The organism is Paenibacillus sp. BAC0078, assembly GCF_054483875.1.
The window spans coordinates 14,648-32,226 of record NZ_JBTLRW010000003.1 but is presented as its reverse complement, the minus strand read 5'-3'; the positions used below and the strand labels follow the sequence as shown (position 1 = coordinate 32,226).

General features: G+C 48.7%; 11 protein-coding genes and 1 pseudogene. All 12 read left to right on the top strand.

From position 1 onward, the window contains the following. Nucleotides 1–75 precede the first annotated feature (75 nt). The 12 genes and pseudogenes from ACX1DY_RS06880 (at nt 76) to ACX1DY_RS06825 (ending at nt 17,553) form a co-directional block, all read left to right on the top strand. Entirely contained in the window at nt 76–1,041 is a 966-nt protein-coding gene (locus tag ACX1DY_RS06880; protein WP_458963461.1) for a carbohydrate ABC transporter permease, read from the top strand. Further along, entirely contained in the window at nt 1,038–1,883 is an 846-nt protein-coding gene (locus ACX1DY_RS06875) for a carbohydrate ABC transporter permease (RefSeq protein ID WP_458963460.1), read from the top strand. The genes ACX1DY_RS06880 and ACX1DY_RS06875 overlap by 4 nt, the downstream gene beginning before the upstream one ends. A 104-nt stretch (nt 1,884–1,987) precedes the next feature. Further along, nucleotides 1,988–3,724, top strand: coding sequence for a sensor histidine kinase (locus ACX1DY_RS06870; protein ID WP_458963459.1), 1,737 nt, complete (start codon nt 1,988–1,990; stop codon nt 3,722–3,724). Nucleotides 3,725–3,821: 97 nt separating this feature from the next. Then, entirely contained in the window at nt 3,822–5,441 is a 1,620-nt protein-coding gene (locus tag ACX1DY_RS06865) for a response regulator transcription factor (RefSeq protein ID WP_458963458.1), read from the top strand. Between the two features lie 139 nt (nt 5,442–5,580). After that, nucleotides 5,581–7,557: a hypothetical protein gene (locus ACX1DY_RS06860; protein WP_458963457.1), complete on the top strand. Its 1,977-nt coding sequence runs from the start codon at nt 5,581–5,583 to the stop codon at nt 7,555–7,557. A gap of 180 nt (nt 7,558–7,737) precedes the next feature. After that, nucleotides 7,738–7,914 (top strand): annotated as a pseudogene (locus ACX1DY_RS06855) (ABC transporter permease subunit); the annotation flags it as partial. Nucleotides 7,915–8,068: 154 nt separating this feature from the next. Then, nucleotides 8,069–10,396, top strand: coding sequence for a glycoside hydrolase family 95 protein (locus tag ACX1DY_RS06850; protein ID WP_458963456.1), 2,328 nt, complete (start codon nt 8,069–8,071; stop codon nt 10,394–10,396). 332 nt (nt 10,397–10,728) lie between these two features. Further along, the gene (gtfA, locus tag ACX1DY_RS06845; protein ID WP_458963455.1) at nt 10,729–12,198 is read left to right on the top strand and encodes a sucrose phosphorylase; all 1,470 of its coding nucleotides are present in this window, start codon (nt 10,729–10,731) and stop codon (nt 12,196–12,198) included. 149 nt (nt 12,199–12,347) lie between these two features. Next, nucleotides 12,348–13,304: a carbohydrate kinase family protein gene (locus ACX1DY_RS06840; protein ID WP_458963454.1), complete on the top strand. Its 957-nt coding sequence runs from the start codon at nt 12,348–12,350 to the stop codon at nt 13,302–13,304. 26 nt (nt 13,305–13,330) lie between these two features. Continuing rightward, nucleotides 13,331–14,128, top strand: coding sequence for an alpha/beta hydrolase (locus ACX1DY_RS06835; protein ID WP_458963453.1), 798 nt, complete (start codon nt 13,331–13,333; stop codon nt 14,126–14,128). Nucleotides 14,129–14,243: 115 nt separating this feature from the next. After that, entirely contained in the window at nt 14,244–15,977 is a 1,734-nt protein-coding gene (locus tag ACX1DY_RS06830) for a sensor histidine kinase (RefSeq protein ID WP_458963452.1), read from the top strand. After that, complete coding sequence (locus ACX1DY_RS06825; RefSeq protein ID WP_458963451.1) at nt 15,958–17,553, top strand: response regulator transcription factor; 1,596 nt, start codon at nt 15,958–15,960, stop codon at nt 17,551–17,553. The genes ACX1DY_RS06830 and ACX1DY_RS06825 overlap by 20 nt, the downstream gene beginning before the upstream one ends. Nucleotides 17,554–17,579: the final 26 nt, after the last annotated feature.

Here is a 17,579-nt window from a genome sequence, read left to right as displayed (position 1 = left end):
ATTCCTCTCATTTAGCGGGGAGTGGGCGGATTATATACTTAAAGTATAAAAATTGACCACAAGAGGTGACCACAGATGAACCGTTCCACAGCCACCACTATAGCCCCTTCTGCTGCAAAGACGAAAAAAAGCTCATACTTCCGAAGCAGATGGAACGCTCCGCTTGCAGGCTATTTGTTTATTTCACCCTGGCTGATCGGGTTTCTAGCGCTTACGGCGTATCCATTATTCCTATCACTCTATTATTCGTTTACCGACTACACGTTGATGCAGCCGATGAAGTGGATCGGAACCCGCAATTATGAGCGGATCTTTACAGCCGATCCGAAATTCATTCAGTCTGCGAAAGTGACCTTTACGTATGTGCTGGCTTCGGTGCCTTTGAAGCTCGCAGCGGCTCTCTTTGTCGCAATGATTCTCAGCAAGGCGGTCAAAGGAATAAGCGCTTACCGCACGGCAATTTATTTCCCCTCGCTTATTGGAGGCAGTATCGGAGTCTCGCTGCTCTGGCGTAACATCTTCGGTGTGGACGGGATTTTCAACAAGCTGATCGGTGCCTTTGGCTTTGAAGGAAAAGGCTGGATTACAAGTCCCGACACGGCGCTTGGCACGCTGATTCTGCTAACAGTCTGGCAATTCGGTTCTACAATGGTGATCTTCCTGGCGGGGCTGAAGCAAATTCCTAATGACCTGTATGAGGCATCCTCGGTTGACGGAGCCAATAAAGTGACTCAATTCTTCAAAATCACCCTGCCGATGCTTTCACCAATACTGTACTTCAACTTAATCATGGCGGTCATTGGCGCCTTCCAGATGTTCACCTCTGCTTTTGTAATTACGAACGGTGGACCAATGAACTCTACTTATGTGTATGCGATGTATTTGTACGAACGGGCATTCAGCCGTTATGAGCTGGGATATGCTTCGGCACTGGCCTGGATAATGCTGATCGCCATCGTTGCAGCGACAATCCTGATCTCTTATACCTCAAAGTATTGGGTATTCTATGAAACAGACACTGGAGGGAGAAAACGTAAATGACAACAACAAAATGGAAGCCGGCCTTTCGTCATCTGTTCATGATTCTCTTCAGCCTTATCATGGTTTATCCGATTATCTGGTGGGTCGGAGCTTCATTGAAGCACCCTACCGAGCTTAGTTCACCGTCTATCTTCCCGTCTTCTCCGCAATGGAGCAACTTTACCAAAGGGTGGACTTCGGTTCCCGGACATACGTTTACGGATTTTTATCTCAATACCTTTGGACTTGAAATCGCTGTAATTATTGCAACGCTTCTATCCTGCACTCTGGTTGCTTTCGGGTTCGCCAGACTGGATTTTCCGCTGAAAAATTTCTGGTTCTCCATCCTGATGCTGACGCTGATGATGCCGGGACAGGTGCTGATTATCCCTCAATACGCTCTGTTTTATCAGCTGGGCTGGGTCAATACGTATCTGCCATTTATTATTCCACATCTGCTTGCTGGAGGAGCAGGCGGCAGCTTCTTCGTCTTCCTGCTGATTCAATTTATTCGCGGTGTTCCAAGAGAGCTTGATGAATCGGCCAAAATTGACGGATGCTCCTGGTTCGGTATTTTCTGGAGAGTGGTTATGCCTCTTGCCTTTCCCGCGATTGTTACCGTCACAATTTTCTGCTTCTTGTGGAACTGGGATGATTTCCTGGGGCATCTCCTGTACATCAACACGGTAGACAAGTATACTGTGGGCCTTGCGCTTCGTATGATCAACGACTCTCAATCTGCAGCAGAGTGGGGACAACTGCTGGCTATGTCGCTGGTGTCTATTGTTCCGGCTACAATCGTCTTCATGTTCCTGCAGAAATACTTCGTTGAAGGAATTGCAACAACAGGGATAAAAGGATAAGATGTAAAAAAAACATCCGTCTGCTAACGGTAAAGCGTCGAATAACTTTCGCAGCTTTACCGTTTATTGCGTCTGAACCGGAACTGAAGGAGGCAGGTGGAGCCTTGACCAATCCTTTTAAAAAATATAGAATCGACCGTCTGTTTTTCCATAGCTTTGCCATAGTGCTTATTACGGTTATCGTGGTTACCGCATGGACAAGCTACAGCAATTCTTCCAAAGCGCTTGTGAAGACCACATCCCATTATCAGCAGCTGCTGCTGGATGAACTGAATAATGAAATTACGACCCGTCTGGTCATGATCGAGCAGATTTCACTGTCCAGCTCCCGCGACACCGAACTGATTAATTTTCTTCTGAACAGGCAGGATGAATTTGAGAGGTACCGCAGACGTGTAGGTGTGGAAAGCGCACTTGCGAATTTGACCTATGCTATTCCGATGATCCAAGGGATTGACCTCTATATGGATAACCCCATCCTAAGTGAACGGCAGAACTATATTCAGTTCCGTAAGCTAGGGGATTTAAATAAGCAGGAATGGTCAAAATGTCTGGTGAAGAGTGATTTCTGCTGGTCCAAGGAGTACAATTTCTCCAGCGCTCAAGGTGAGATTCCTGTGCTTAGCTTTTCCAGAAAAATAGTAAATGAGAATGACTATCTCGGTGTTCTTGTTGTCCACATCAAGGCTAACGAGATCAGGAAGCTGTTAACCGGCAATTCCGACGGATCGAACCGGATCATGGCGGATACCGAAGGACAGCAGATTATGAAGATTGGCGATACGCTCGATCAGAATGACTGGTCCCAGTGGATTGATCTTAAAAGCAATAAATCGGGATACGTCCATATTCCGGCAACAACCGGCTCCCGCGATACCTTGCTCGTCTATTCCAGGATGGATAACTCAATCTGGACGCTGATCGAATTCACGTCCTGGAATCAGATCACGGCCAGCAGTCTGAAGCTCGCGGAGTGGATCGGTCTGATTGGTATCGCTGCAGTGCTGCTGGTATTGCTCCTGACCGATTTTTTGAGTAAGCAGTTTACCAAGCCGATCAAAAAACTTGTAACCGCTATGCGCGTGTACTCCGTAGGCGGCGACAATGTAGAGCTTCCGGTGGATTATGAGAATGAATTCGGTTATTTGTTCTCGGGTTACCGCAAGCAGAAGGAACGGATTGAGGAGCTGTATCTCTCGCTGGAGCGGCGTTATGAACAGCAGCGGAAAGCAGAAATTGAGGCGCTTCAGGCTAACATCAATCCCCATTTTCTTTATAATATGCTGGATCAACTGAACTGGATGGCGATTGAGGCCGGGCAGGATGAGCTTAGCCGCATTCTGGAGCTGATGGGACGGATGTTTCGGATCGGCTTGTCTAACGGCAACAGCTTTATCACGATTGCAGATGAACTTCTGCATATAGAGTGCTATCTTGAAATCCAGCAGCTGCGCTGGGGAGACGGACTTGAGTATCGGATTGAGGCGGCAGACGAGTTAATGACATTATACATTCCGAAGCTTACGCTACAGCCGTTCGTGGAGAATTCCATGGTTCATGGATTCAACAAGCAACGCAGCGGCTGTGTGTCTATCCTGCTGGAGCAAACAGGCGATGCTCTGCACATTACCATTGAGGATAACGGATCTGGACTGAAGCAGCTTGAAGACAGCCCTCATAAACGTCATACGGGTGGTTACGGTATACGTAATGTGAGAGAGAGAATCGCCGGGTATTTCGGAGAGTGCTACGGAATTACGCTGAGCGAACGCGAAGAGGGCGGAACAAGGGTGGAAATTATGCTGCCTTTGCTGACAGAACCTCTTGCCAAAAAGGACTAACGCTCGGGTGACAGTTCCAGTATAGTAAACGCTTCCACTGCCGTATGGCAGAAACCGTCGCGCTTCGGTGCTTACAGAGTTTTAGGAGGTAGGGATAATGTGGAAAATTGCAATCATTGATGATGAGCGTCAAGTCCTGAAGGGGATGAAGCGGGTGATTCCCTGGGATGAGCTGGAGGCTGAGTGGGTTGGGGAGGCCTTGAACGGAGAGGATGGACTGGAGATGATTCGCGTTGCCCAGCCGGACATCGTGATCACTGATCTGTACATGCCCGTGATGAGCGGACTGGATATGATGGAGCAGCTCAGGAAAGAAGGTTTTCAAGGCAAAATCATCATTCTGAGCGGTTACTCGGACTTTGAACATGCAAGACAGGCACTCCGGTTTCAGGTGAGCGACTATGTCTCCAAGCCGATCAGTGTGCCGACGCTAAAGTCAATCTTAAGCAAGGTCATCGGGGAGCTGGAGGAGGAAGAGGAGAAACGGATCAAACAGAAGGAAAGTGAGCTAAAGATGAAGCTGTATGAGCCCTTTGTTGAAAAAGAGTGGGTTCGCTCTGCAGCCGTTGGTACCTTAGACCATGCTTACAAAGACAACACTCACCTTCCGCCGGCTTATCATTATTGGCTGGAACGTAAGCATGTTACGGTCGGCATTGAGCTGATCCGTGATGAACGGGCCAGTTGCTTATCCTTATCTGATTGGAATCTGTTCCGGTTTGCGGTTAGCAATATCGCTTGTGAAGTCGCGTGTAAGCTATTTCCGGATGTGGAATACACAGAGCTTCACAGCACCAGGGCGTTATTAATCATTCACCCGGATGCCGTGCACCCGGATGAGCTGGATAAGAAGCTGGAGGAGTTAGGGATTGGGCTGATTGACAGTATCGGGTGCTATCTTAAGCTTGTGACACGTATAGGAATCGGCGGGGTTAAGGATACATGGACCAGGATTTCTGACTCCACAGAGGAGGCCTTCCGGGCAATGGATCAAAGAGCATTACGGATTGCTCCGGCTTTCGAGGTGTACAGATATCAGGAGAATAGCAGCGGCGATCAGGGAAGAGCCACCCTTTTCCCGGTCAAATTCTCATATAAGCTGGCCACTGCGATGAGGGCATCGCAGGAATCCGAGGCCCACCAGCTTGTTATTGATTTTATATCGGAAATGAAGAAGCAAGACGGAGTTTCACAGGGAGCCGTACAAATACTCGGGAGTGAGCTATGGGGAATTATAACCTATTCGCTTTATGAATCCGGGCTTGTACTGGATAATCTGTTCGCGCATGACCAAATTGCCAAGGAGATTAGCAGCTTGAGCGGGCCGGACCAACTGGAAAGCTGGCTGATCGACAAGATTACAAGAATTTGCAGCAGCAGGCAGTGGAAAGGGAGCAGCAAGCATAGACAGATTGTCGATTTCATGACCAGCTATATTCATGAGCATTATGCTGAGGAGCTTACGCTTGCAGAGCTTTCAGATAAGGTGTTCATTTCGCGGAACCATCTTTCAATTATTTTCAAAAATTTTACCGGAGAGACCTTCAATAACTACCTGACCCGGGTACGGATTGAGAAGGCGCGTGAATTACTCATGGAGCGGAATATGCTGGTGTATGAGGTGGCTGAGCAGGTCGGCTACAAGAACATACCCTATTTCAGTACGCTGTTCAAAAAAATAATCGGCATGAACCCCACAGAAATTATCAAAAACTAATGTCACTTTCGGATCTGTTCGCGCAATAAATTCAGCGAAATCTGCAAGGATTATTCTCTGGAGCTACTTTAAAATGTCATTATCCTGGCATGAGGGATGAGGATTGAAGGCGTTTTAAAGCAGACTGGAGGATATTATCATGGAGCTGATTGTAACTGCAAGAAGCAAAAATCAAGAGGATACTGAATATGCAGGCTTGCATAGACATGGACTAAGCGCGTCTGTAGAGATCACAGGCGGGGACGGCAGTGCCAAGCAGCCCTTTCAGGCAATGGTAAAGGTAAGAAATCTGAGCAGCACAATGTGGTCGGGAGTCATTCATGTGGAGCTGCCGTTTGCCAAAGTTAACCCGCGTTTTTTTCTGCCGGCATTTATGTATGGCCGAAACCGCGGGGAGGCTCCACAGAATGTTCCTAATGAGTTCCCCAGATTGAGAGAAGGAAATCCTGTACGTCCTTCTTCTCCCTGGTGGATGGTGCGAAGCGACCGCTTGTCACATCCAGCGGCACTTGTATATGACAACGGCAAAATATATGGCCTTTGCGCCAGTCCATACTTCATAAGCAAGGATGGGGTCAAATCCCAGTGGGAGCCGGACCTTACGGGTGAATTCTATCAATATGGCGGCTATTCCTGTTCGCTTGCCAAAGGAACGGTTGGGTATACGCTTGGGTATGAGAACGCTCCCCTGCTGTTTATCAAATCGCGACTGGTCAAGGAACGGGCACCTCTTGGCGAGAATTGCTTTGAACTGGCAGCCTCAGAGTCTGTGGAGTTCACTTTGGATTTATATGAATACGCTGCTGAATCCGAGCTGGGCATCAATGCTGCGGTTGAAGAAATCTATTACCGCTATCATCAGCATCCAAGACAGGGCAGCGATATTCGAACTGCTGCAAGCGATTTATCAAAGGCTATCTACCAATATGCATGGCTCCCCGAGGAACGCAGTTATTCCACCTTTGTCTACGAGGATAAGGAAACGGGCGGCTACCGGTATAACAAAATTATCTCAATTAGCTGGACCGATGGATTACCTGTGGCAACTCCGGTTCTGATGGCTGCCCTGCGGCTTGGTGACGAGCCTATGCGCGAACAGGCGCTTTCCTGCATCCGGAATATTATCGAAAACTCTTTAAATCCTTCATCGGGGCTGCCTTATGAGGCGTATCAGGACGGGCAATGGAGCAATAAAGGCTGGTGGTTTGACGGGATGCGTACACCTGGACATTCAGCCTATCTGTGCGCGCAGGCTTTATTTTATATTATGAAAGCCTATGAATATGAAAAGCGGGTCAAAAACTGTCACCATGAGGATTGGATGGTATTTGTGAAGAAGGTTCTCCTCGTATTGGAGAACAGCAAAAACTCGGATGATGAATATCCGGCCATCCTGTCCGGGAACACGGGTGCCGGGCTTGAATATGATTCCTTCAGCGGAGCATGGTGCATGGCCGCCATGGCATACTACAGCTTTCTCACTGGAGACAGAGTCCATCTGGACAGCCTTAAACGCAGCGAGAAGCATTATTATGAGACCTATGTGAAGCGCATGGAATGTTACGGGGCTCCGCTTGATGCGGATAAGGCGGTGGATTCGGAAGGGATTCTGGCATACATTAAGGCTGTCAGATTCCTGCATGCCCTCACTGGTGACGGGCTGTATCTCAATCATATGAGGGATGCGATCGACTATGAGTTCACCTTTAAATTCGCCTATAATTCACCGGTTAAGGTGCCGCCGCTCAGCACCATCGGCTGGTCAAGCTGCGGGGGAAGCGTCACATCTGTCGCCAATCCGCATATCCATCCGATGTCGAGCAATCTTGTAGATGAGCTGTATTACTTCGTGCAGCAGCGTGAGGATTCATACGTCCAGCAGCGGATGCTGGATACGATCGGCTGGGGGTGCCAGACCTATAACCGTTTTGATAAGGAATTTGGCTATGGCAAAAAGGGCTGGATGTCTGAGAGATTTTGCCACTCTGAGGGGCTGGTAACGGAGGTTTACAGCGATGGCTCCCCGGCCAGCACATGGTTCTGTCTAATGCCTTGGGCTGGCGGCAGTATATTGGAAGGTCTGGTCGGTGACTACTGGGAAGCGAATGTTAAATAATCGTATTCGAACGAGAACTCACGTTAAACGGAGAACCTCCAAAACTAATTACCGCGCAAGTCTCTCATCAGGAGAGCTTGCGCTTTTTTTGGCGAATTTTCCGGGAGGCATGCCGGCTATTTTTTTGAAGCTCCTTATGAAATTGGCATAATCATGGAAACCGGAAAGCTCACAGGCTTCATTCTTGAATCAGCCCGGATTGACGGCGCCGGAGAGTCCACCACCTTCGTTCGTGTCGTATTGCCACTGACCATTCCAGCCATGGTGACCGTATCACTGTTTGTAGCGGTAGGACAATGGAATTCCTGGTTTGACGTTTTTTTGTACAATTCCTCGAATATCAAATTAAGCCAACTAGCCCGATTACAACTCCGGTTAAACGGCAAGAAGTAAGAAATATACAAATGGAAGTTAGAAATATATATTCATCTGTAACCTGTTCCGTTGCTAGGATAAGAGAGGAGATGGGCGCTTCAAAGGGGCGCTATATGAGATTTAAGGGAGCGGTATTATGTACAGAAATCAAATTTGGTATGACAAACCTGCAGAACATTGGGAAGAAGCCTTGCCGCTAGGCAACGGGACACTTGGGGGCATGGTGTTCGGAAAACCAAATATCGAGCGGATTCAACTGAACGAAGACAGTCTTTGGTACGGCGGACCGATGGAGAGAAACAATCCCGACGCTAAGGAGCATTTGAGCGAGATTAGGAGGCTTTTGTTATCGGGACAGATCCGGGAAGCGGAGGAACTGGCAGCGAGAGTCCTGATTGGTGTGCCGGATGGACAGCGCCATTATGAGACCTTGGGTGATCTGTACTTGGATAGCTGCGATTCAGAGAAGAGCGTGGAAGATTACCGGAGGGAATTGGACCTTGAGCAAGGAATTGCCCGTGTGAAGTACACCGCCCATCACGTTGAATATAGCCGCGAATATTTCTCAAGTTACCCGGATCAGGTGTTTGCCGTTCGTCTAACTGCAAGTGTACCCGGTAATCTGTCCTTCAGGTTATTGTTTGGCAGAGGTTCGGTTCTGGAGCCTTCGCCGTGGTCGGATATCCTGAAGCACCCTGTCGGATTTCACGCTTATCTGGACCGGATTGGTGTAAATAAGCAAGGAGATATGATTATTCGCGGTAGAAGCGGCGGAGAGGAGGGCATCCGTTTTGCCTGCGCCATCCGGGTGTTGGCAGAAGGCGGCCGCCTTTCCTATACCGGGGGGCAGTTTGTGCTGGATCAAGCGGATGCAGCGACGATTCTGGTCTCGGCATGCACGGACTTTCGGATTATGAAGGAACAAATGGAAGATGAATGCGTGCGGAGAATTGAGCTTGCTTCGGCCAAATCTTACGAACAACTGCGTGGAGATCACGTCGTGGATTACCAGAAGCTGTTCAGCCGGATGGAGCTAACGTTGCAAGGCAGTGAAGAAAAATCGTCTGTGTCTGAGCTGCCTGTGGACCGCCGGTTGGACAGAATCCGCAGCGGAGAGGACGACCCGGAGCTCGTCAGTCTGTATTTCCAGTTTGGCCGTTATCTGCTGATCTCAAGCAGTCGTCCGGGTTCGCTCCCAGCTAATCTTCAGGGCATCTGGAACAAGGATATGCTTCCGATATGGGACAGCAAGTATACAATCAACATCAATACACAGATGAACTACTGGCCGGCGGAAAGCTGCAATCTGTCCGAATGTCATGAACCGTTATTTGATTTTATCGAAAGGCTGCGGGAGCGGGGCCGGGAAACTGCCAAGGTGATGTACGGCTGCCGGGGATTTGTAGCCCACCATAATTCCGATATTTGGGCAGATACCGCCCCGCAGGATGTATGTGTCACTTCTACCTTCTGGACGATGGGAGCCGCTTGGCTGTGCCTGCATTTATGGGACCACTACGAGTACGGAAGAGATGCCGGGTTTCTTCATAAAATCTACGGGACCATGAAGGAGGCGGCTTTGTTCCTGCTTGATTTTCTGGTGGAAGATCCGAGCGGAGCTCTTGTCACTTGTCCCTCCTCATCCCCTGAGAACCGTTACGTCCTGCCAAGCGGGGAGTCGGGAGCATTATGCTACGGCGCTTCTATGGATAGCCAGATCACGCGTGAGCTTTTTGCCTGCTGTATAGAGAGTACAGAAATCCTGCAAGCCGACCTTGAGTTCGGCGAGACCTTGCGCAGAGCGCTGGAGCGGATTCCACAGCCGGCCATCGGACAATACGGTCAAATTCAGGAGTGGAGCATCGACTATGAGGAAGTGGAGCCCGGTCACCGGCATATCTCGCATTTGTTCTCACTGCATCCCGGGTCGCAAATCACGCTGCAATCCACGCCTGATTGGGCCGATGCCGCCAGAACGACGCTGGAGCGGAGATTGAAGAACGGAGGGGGACATACCGGCTGGAGCCGGGCCTGGATTCTTAACATGTGGGCGAGATTGGAAGCGGCTGAGCAAGCGCATGACAATGTAATGGAACTGCTGCGCTCATCGACATTGCCGAACTTGTTTTGCAACCATCCTCCATTTCAGATCGACGGTAATTTCGGCGGAACCGCCGGCATCGCAGAGATGCTGGTGCAAAGTCATGCTGGGGTGATTCGTTTGCTCCCGGCGCTGCCAGCTTCATGGCCGTCCGGGTCAATCCGCGGTGTTCGGGCACGCGGCGGATACGAGCTGGACATGGAGTGGAACGGCGGCCAATTGCAAAATGTGAGCATACGAGCCTTAGAGCAAGGCAGTGTTGCACTATCCTACCAAGGACAAAGGTTAGAGCTGCATTTTCCAGAACCGGGATTCTGCATACACTTGAAGCCGGAAAGCTGGACTTCAGGCGAATTTTTGTAAAAAAAGGACTGATTTTTGGAAGCAATCATGCCTCATGCCTGGCTAAAATAATATTGTCTATATAAGTTGAACTTAAAAAAATCATAAAAAAGGCAGGAGTGCGGAGGGGAAGTTTGGAACTGGAGGAGCGGTAGCGACCGCCTTTGTCTGCGTATTTCAACCGTGAACAACGGTATAAATTGAAGAAATCTGTAGACAACAGCGGCCGGAAGTCCAAACATTCCCCGCAGTTACGACCAGACCCCAATATGAAAGTCTATGGTTCAATTTATATAGAAGCTGTAACACCGAAACTTGAAGACATCCAGGCATATTGCAGGAGGTTATAGACTATGGCTATCCAAAATAAAGTCCAATTGATTACGTATCCCGATTCTATGGGCGGAAATCTGAAGGTGCTGAATGAACTGCTGCAGAAGCATTTCACAGATATTTTCCCTGGCGGCATTCATATCCTTCCTCCATTCCCTTCTTCCGGGGACCGGGGATTTGCTCCGCTCACCTATCTTGAGATCGAGCCAAGCTTCGGTACCTGGGAAGATGTCCGGGCCATTGGGGAAAAGTTTGATGTGCTGGTGGATTTGATGGTGAATCACATCTCCAGGCAATCGCCGTATTTTCAAGACTTCCTTGAGAAGGGAAGGGCTTCCGAATCTGCCGATTTATTTATGACACTGGACAAGATCTGGGACAATGGGAGCCCTGTTCAAGCTGACATTGAGAAAATGTTCCTGCGCAGGCCCTTGCCCTATTCGACCTTTCAAATTAACGGGAGCGGTGAGGAAGAGAAGGTCTGGACGACCTTTGGAAGGACAGATCCTTCAGAGCAAATTGATCTGGATGTCCACTCTCCGCTGACCCGGCGGCTTTTGCAGTCATTTTTTGAAAATTTCAAGAAACAGAACGTCAAAATTGTAAGGCTCGATGCTGTCGGGTATGTCATCAAGAAGCTGGGGACCAGTTGTTTTTTTGTGGAGCCGGAAATATATGAATTTCTCGATTGGATCAAAGAAATGGCGGACTCGCTGGACATTGAGCTGCTGCCCGAAGTGCATGCACATTATAGTACTCAATACAAATTGTCGGAGCACGGGTGCTGGATATACGATTTCATCCTGCCTTACCGGGTGCTTGAGGCGCTTACCGGCAGGTCCAATACGGAACTCTACTCCTATCTGAAGACCCGGCCGCACAAGCAGTTTACCATGCTCGATTGCCATGACGGGATTCCGGTTAAGCCGGATCTTGACGATCTGATCGACACGAATGAGGCCCGGGAGCTGGTCGATCTTTGTGTGGAGCGGGGCGCTAATTTGAGCCTTATCTTGTCGGATGAGCACAAGGCCGCAGACGGATTTGATGTTCATCAGATTCGCTGCACGTATTATAGCGCACTGAATGAAGACGACAATGCTTATCTCGCCGCAAGAGCGATTCAACTTTTCACACCGGGTATTCCGCAAGTGTACTATGTAGGCTTGCTCGCCGGCGGAAATGACATGGAACAGGTAAAAGCAACGGGAGAAGGGCGCGAAATCAACCGCCATAACTATACCGTAGAAGAAATTGAGCATGCGCTCGAACAAGAAGCCGTGAAACGGCTGATGAAGCTGATTCGCTTCCGTAATACGTACAGTGCGTTTGATGGAGAGTTTCATGTGCTGGATGCGGCAAACGATGAGATCCGGTTGTTATGGCAGCAAGGCGAGAAGTACTGTAAGCTGGTTATCAGCCTGCAGACGTATCAGACCGCTATTGAATATGTAAATGAGGACGGAATTCCTGTGAATTATTTGGTTTAATGCCGATTTCGGTTACTTTCATTATAAGAGAGAAAATCCGCCCGTATTTTTGTAAAAAAAGAACTGATTTTTGGAAGAAATCGTTCCCGGAGTCCGGCTACACTTATAGGTGTCCGCTAGATGTGGCGCTTATATAAGGGGGCAACGAAATGATGGATTTTCACGACAGACTGACCTTTGAGGATAAATCAAATGACCTTTTGGCGGTCGGAGAACTGCTCGTTGACATGATCTCCAATGAGTATGATGATACGTTTCAGTCTGCCGGATATACGAAGTTTCTGGGGGGCTCTCCCTCCAATATCGCAATCAACGTGAAGAAGCTTGGGATCAGCTCCTTTATGGTTTCCGCTGTGGGTGAGGACGGCTTTGGCGAGTTTCTTGTGGACAGGCTGCGCAGAGAAGGAATGGAGCCGCATGGCATCCAGAGAAACAGCGATTCCACGAGCTTAGTGGTTGTGTCCAAGAGCAAAGCGACTCCGGCTCCGATTTTTTATCGCAGCGCAGACTATCAGTTGGCCTATACACCAACGCTTGAAGATGCTTTGAAGAATTCCAAGATTGTTCATTTTTCCTGCTGGCCCGTATCCAGAATTCCCGCCAGGCATACCATCGAACGGTTAATTGGGGAGGCGAGAAATCAGGGAACGCTGATTGGCTTCGACCCTAACTATCATCCGGGCATTTGGCAGAAGGGCGAAGATGGTGTACAGTATGTGAAATCCTTGTTCTCCAAGGTGGATATCATCAAGCCATCGGAAGACGATGCCGAGAGGCTGTTTGGCAAAGATACCCCATCCAATCAGCTGGAGAAGTTTCTGGAGCTTGGGGCTAAGCTGGTCATTTTGACGTTAGGCAAGGATGGGGCCATCGTATCGAATGGAAGAGAGGCAAGAATCTTCGATACGCTCGCTACGGACATCGTGGATACTACAGGGGCAGGAGATGCATTCTGGTCCGGATTTTATGCGGCAGCCGTTAAAGGGCATACACTGCAGGATGCTCTAAATCTCGGTTTTGCTGTAAGTGCTTTCAAATTGAGATATACTGGAGCTGTAGTGGATCTGCCGAAGCTTGAAGACATCCAGGCATACTACAATTTGTAAGAGATTAATCCGAATTCAGTTAAGGAGTGATTATTTTGGCAACACTGCAAATTAGCTTTCATTCAAAATGTCTGAAACGGGAAGTAACGTTCAGCGCTTTATTGCCAGTCGACCAGCCCGAAGCATTCAAACCACCGGCCCGGGCTGGACAACCGCTGAGAGCAATGTATCTGCTGCATGGTTATTCCGGAAGCCACAATGATTGGATGAACTTCTCACGGATCAGGGAGCTGTCGGATAGATATCACATCGCCGTCTTTATGCCTGCTGGAGAGAATCAGTTCTATCTGGATGATGAGAACAGGGAGGAACGTTTCGGGGAGTTCATCGGCAAGGAGCTGGTGGATTTCACACGCCGGATGTTCCCGCTGTCTACGGAGCGGGAGGATACCTTTATTGGCGGTTTGTCTATGGGAGGATACGGTGCGATTCGGAACGGCCTGAAGTATGGGCAACAATTCGGCCGCATCATCGCCTTGTCATCGGCACTTATTCCTTATAAAATTGCGAATATTCCCCCGGATTACGAAGATGGCATCGCCAGCTACAAATATTATACAAGTGTCTTTGGCGATCTGAGCCAGCTGCTTGGCAGTGACAAAGATCCGGAGAGGCTTGCTCTTGATTTGAAAGAGAACGGACTTAAGCTGCCGAAGATTTATATGGCCTGCGGGACAGAAGATTTCCTGCTGGATGTGAACCGCCGGTTTCATAACTTCCTTGAAGAGGAACAGATCGAGCATGCTTACGTTGAAAGCGGGGGAGCGCACACCTGGGATTTCTGGGATAAGTACATTGAAGCGGCACTAGAGTGGGCCGAGTAAGACAGTGACTCTATATAGATTAACTTGAAGTCTAATACACCTATGCCCCTGGGCTCCGATCAATTATGGGTCGGCTCAGGGGCTTGCTGGATTCCGGGGAGGAAGATGTGGGAGTATGATTCGAACGAACAGTATCGTATTCAAATTTTCTGTACAGTTGACGGCTATTCTTGCGATCCTGCTCTCAGTCCTCGTTCTGAGTAATATTTACTCGCTTGAGGTTGTTCGGAACAATGCCCTTACGAGCTCGCGGAATACGCTTGCCCTCTATCAGGCGAACATTCATAATAACTTCAACAATTTCTCCAAAGATTTAACCGAGGTGTTCAATAATAACATTGATGCTGCAGTGAATTTTGCCTACCTGGATGAAAGCAGCCGTTACTTCAAAGCGCAGGAGCTCAAAAATACGCTGCTGTCTAAAATGTCGAACGATTATTCCAGCGATGGCATGTTTATCAGACTTTCCGATGAACTCGTGCTTGAGCAATACAGCAATCGGATTCAATCTGAGGATAAGCTGGCTCTGACGGATTTCATCAACCAGCAAAAGTTCAATTCCGGGCCCTCAAGTGAAGCGGATGAATGGAAGGTGCTTCAGATCCAGGGTGAATACTATTTGTTCAGGTACATCACCTATTCGGATGTCAGCTTTGGAACGTTAGTGAAAGCAGACACCCTGTTAGCGATGGTTAACAGGGGCGGGAACGATCAGAACCGGTATGTATTGAGCAATAAAGAAGGGATTATTTTATCCGCGAACAATATCGTCCTGAAGGATGGCGACACTACCTTAGGCAGCCTAACAAATGAGTATCAGCATAATTATCTGATCATTTCCGAACCGATAGCGGAATTTGGACAGATCACCAATATGGTTGCCAAGGGAAATCTGTTGTCGGGATTAAAGCTGATCCAGTGGATCATCGCCTTATTGGCCGTTCTATCGGCCATCGTCGTCCCGCTCGTGCTGCGTTTTTTCACAAGGGATGTATTGAAGCCGATTCTTGAGCTGGTGAAGGCGGCTAAAGTGGTTGAGCAGGGACAGCTTGAGTATCAGGTTCCCGAAGGTACCCCGTATTCTCTGGAGTTTATGAAGCTATTCCACGCATTTCAATCTATGGTCAGCGAAATCAAGGATTTGAAAATTCAATCGTATGAGGAACAGATCGAAAGAAGCCGGGCGGAGATCAAATATTTGCAGATGCAAATCAGGCCCCACTTTTTTCTGAATGCGATCTCGACGATCACCAGTTTGACGTATCAGAATAAGAACGAAGAAATCCGGCGTCTCATTCACTGCTTGTCCGAGCATCTCCGGTATATGTTCAAGGGAGGGCTTGTGGAGGTTTCGATTGAGGAAGAGATCAGGCACGCCGAGAATTATATCCGAATGCAAGAAATCCGGTATCCTGATCAAGTATTCTATATGACAGAGATCAGTGATGAAGCCCGGCAGGTGCGCATCCCTCAATTCATGATCCAGACGTTCGTTGAGAATGCGTTCAAGCATGCGATGTTCTATAAGGAGATGCTTTCGATATTCATCCGCGCCCGTACAGAGACAAGAGACGGAAGCCCGTTCGTCAAAATTGTGATCGAGGATAACGGAGGAGGCTTCTCTTCCGGGTGGCTGAAAAGCACGGAACCCGAAGAGGCCGGCGAGGACGGAGGCCGGGTTGGAATAACCAATATTCGAAAAACACTGCAACTGCTCTACAAACGCGGCGATTTGCTGAAGCTGTCAAATGCTGAACAGTCCGGCGCAAGAGTGGAATTGTGGATACCCATACAAGAAGCCGAGCGGCAGACAGAGTCGGAGGGAAGACATGCGTTGTTTGTTGATTGATGATGATATACCTACGGTTGAGGCTCTTCTCGGTATTGTGAAATGGAATGAATATGGAATTACCGAAGTACTGACCGCTTATAACATACAGGATGCGAAGCAATTATTCGATAGCGGCGCGCCCGATCTGATCATATGCGATATTGAAATGCCGAGAGGCTCCGGTATTGATATGATCAAGTGGGCCAGAGAGCACGAATATGATGGCGGGTTTATATTTTTAACCTGTCATGAAAGCTTCAGCTTCGCTTCCAAGGCGATCTCGTATAATGCCGACTCTTATTTGGTTAAGCCGCTGGATAAGCACGAGCTGGAAGCGGCGCTGCGCAAGTCCATTGAGGCGCTGAAGAAAAAGATGATGATGGGCGAATACAGTAAAATGGGGCTTGCGTGGCTGAAAAATAAAGATTTGGTAGAGAAGGGCTTCTGGAGTGATGTGCTGACAGCGACTATCTCTCCGAGAATCAACCTGATTCAGAGTGAGGTGCAGAAGCGGGAGTTGTCCTTGTCTGTGCACAGCGGCTATATTCTGCTTCTCGTGAGTGTTCCGCGCTCTCAAATTGAGAGCAGGTGGGACGAAAGCCTGTTCCATTATGCGCTCTCCAACCTGATTTCCGAGATTCTGTTCAACCAGGTGAGTCATGGCCGGATCATCGCCTATCAAGCCGATAATGTGTTCTACAATGCGATTATTATCGAGGGTGAGACCGAGGTGCCGTGGCTGCAGGGAAGTGCGGAGAATATCATTCTGATGTGCAGGCAATATTTGAAGTGTACGGCTACCTGTTATTTCAGTGAGAAGGTGGCTGTTTCAGAACTCTCGCAGGCAAAGCTGGAACTCGAGCAACTGGATGAGTCCAACATCATTTTCCGGGGAAAAGTCCATTTTCAGAATGACCCCTTTCATTATGATACTGCGGAAGGCTTCACCCTTGATGCTGAGCTTTTCACCATGCTGTTCGTTCAAAGGGAGAAGGTTCAGATTGTTAATCGGCTGAAAAAAGAGCTGGAAGTGCTGACCAGTCTGAATAAACTGAATTCAGTGACGCTTCATTCGATCCGGGAGGATTTCCTGCAAGTAGTCTATTCGCTTCTCTCACGACATCATATTCAAGCGCATCGGCTCTTCGCCGATGAAGTGACCCAGCAATTGGCCCAGAGTGCCGAGAGCAGTGTGTTTGACTTCATGAAGTGGGCCAGGGTGGTTACGGACAAAACGGTGGATTCCATCAAAGAGGTGCTGCAGTCCGAAGGAGTTGTCGAGAGAGCGAAGCGGTTTATCCATGACAACTACCGGCAGGAGCTTAGTCGCGAAGATGTTGCTGCAAGCGTATATCTAACGGCGGATTACTTGGCTAAGGTCTTCAAGAATGAGACGGGGCAGACCGTCAAGGAGTATCTGAACGACTGCCGAATCAACGCGGCCAAGCAATTGCTGATTGAGAGTACGGCAAACATCGGCCAGATCGCAATGGAAACCGGTTTTGATACGATATCTTATTTCTCTACGGTATTCAAAAAGCTGACAGGAGAAACGCCGATTGCTTATCGTTCGAAGCATAAGTCCGTTCGATAACACGAAACTCCGCTTCCGCATTAGAG

What these genes read in the sequence shown, in the direction of transcription:
- ACX1DY_RS06850 (WP_458963456.1), top strand. Translation starts at nt 8,069, where the DNA reads ATGTACAGAAATCAAATTTGGTATGACAAACCTGCAGAACATTGGGAA.
- ACX1DY_RS06865 (WP_458963458.1), top strand. Translation starts at nt 3,822, where the DNA reads ATGTGGAAAATTGCAATCATTGATGATGAGCGTCAAGTCCTGAAGGGG.
- ACX1DY_RS06880 (WP_458963461.1), top strand. Translation starts at nt 76, where the DNA reads ATGAACCGTTCCACAGCCACCACTATAGCCCCTTCTGCTGCAAAGACG.
- gtfA (WP_458963455.1), top strand. Translation starts at nt 10,729, where the DNA reads ATGGCTATCCAAAATAAAGTCCAATTGATTACGTATCCCGATTCTATG.
- ACX1DY_RS06830 (WP_458963452.1), top strand. Translation starts at nt 14,244, where the DNA reads ATGATTCGAACGAACAGTATCGTATTCAAATTTTCTGTACAGTTGACG.
- ACX1DY_RS06840 (WP_458963454.1), top strand. Translation starts at nt 12,348, where the DNA reads ATGATGGATTTTCACGACAGACTGACCTTTGAGGATAAATCAAATGAC.
- ACX1DY_RS06825 (WP_458963451.1), top strand. Translation starts at nt 15,958, where the DNA reads ATGCGTTGTTTGTTGATTGATGATGATATACCTACGGTTGAGGCTCTT.
- ACX1DY_RS06860 (WP_458963457.1), top strand. Translation starts at nt 5,581, where the DNA reads ATGGAGCTGATTGTAACTGCAAGAAGCAAAAATCAAGAGGATACTGAA.
- ACX1DY_RS06875 (WP_458963460.1), top strand. Translation starts at nt 1,038, where the DNA reads ATGACAACAACAAAATGGAAGCCGGCCTTTCGTCATCTGTTCATGATT.